Origin of the sequence: Streptomyces sp. NPDC014727 (genome assembly GCF_043083485.1) — a bacterium.
In the GTDB taxonomy this organism is placed as follows: Bacteria; Actinomycetota; Actinomycetes; order Streptomycetales; family Streptomycetaceae; genus Streptomyces.
Window position 1 is genome coordinate 1 of record NZ_JBIBYR010000086.1, and the last position, 1,185, is coordinate 1,185.

At 64.7% G+C, this 1,185-nt stretch carries 1 protein-coding gene; it reads left to right on the top strand.

The features are described 5' to 3' along the window. A protein-coding gene (locus tag ACF1B9_RS38015) for an IS3 family transposase (protein ID WP_391795992.1) occupies window positions 1-1,118 on the top strand; the annotation gives its coding sequence in 2 pieces (ribosomal slippage) (window positions 1-240 and window positions 243-1,118; 1,116 coding nt in all). Window positions 1,119-1,185 lie beyond the last annotated feature (67 nt).

A 1,185-nucleotide genomic window follows, 5' to 3' on the forward strand; every position in this document is an offset into this window, starting at 1 on the left:
GTGGCTCGCAACCGTGATGACGGGGTGACGTTGGAGCAGGTTGCCGCGGATTTCGGGATCCACCCGATGACGCTGTCGAAATGGATGCGGCAAACCGATGTCGACGATGGTGTGAAACCGGGCATGACCTCAAGCGAGGCGGCGGAGCTTCGGGAAGCCAGGCGCCGGATTCGGCTGCTGGAGCAGGAGAACGAGGTTCTCAAACGAGCCGCCGCCTATTTTGCGCAGGCGAATCTGCCGGGAAAATGACCTACCCGCTCGTCCGTGAGCTGGCCGACGACGGGATTCCCGTCGCGGTGACGTGCCGGGTGTTGGGGCTGGCCCGCCAGCCCTACTACCGGTGGCTCGCCGAACCGGTTACGACTGCCGAACTCGACGAGGCGTATCGAGCGAACGCGCTGTTCGATGCTCACCGTGACGATCCGGAGTTCGGGTACCGGTTTCTCGCTGACGAGGCTCGGGCCGCGGGCGAGCCGATGGCCGATCGCACCGCGTGGCGGATCTGCTCGGCACGAGGTTGGTGGAGCGTGTTCGGCAAGAAGCGCGGCGGGAAGGGCAGACCGGGCCCGCCGGTGCACGAGGACCTGGTCCGCCGCAACTTCACCGCCGATGCCCCGAACCAGCTGTGGCTATCGGACATTTCCGAACATTGGACCGGTGAGGGCAAGCTCTACATCTGCGCAGTGAAGGACGTGTTCTCCAACCGGATCGTCGGGTATTCCATCGACTCCCGCATGAAGTCGGTGCTTGCGGTCCGGGCACTCAACAATGCTGTCGCCCGGCGCGGCGACGTTGCCGGATGTGTGCTTCACAGCGACCGCGGGTCGCAATTTCGAAGCCGGAAGTTCGTGCACGCCTTGACTCGTCACGGCATGACAGGGTCGATGGGCAGGGTAGGCGCGGCCGGTGACAACGCCGCGATGGAAAGCTTCTTCGCGCTCTTGCAGCGCAACGTCCTGGACCGCCGATCCTGGTCCACGCGTGAGGAGTTGCGCATCGCGATCGTCACCTGGATCGAACGCACCTACCACCGGCGGCGCCGGCAGACCGGCCTCGGGCGTTTGACGCCCGTCGAATACGAAGTAATCATGACCCCACCGGCCAGTCAGGCCGCGTGACCGAACCTGTCACCGAATCCTGCATCAGTCCCAACTGCGAATCTACGACGCGCCTGCGCGCGTCAAT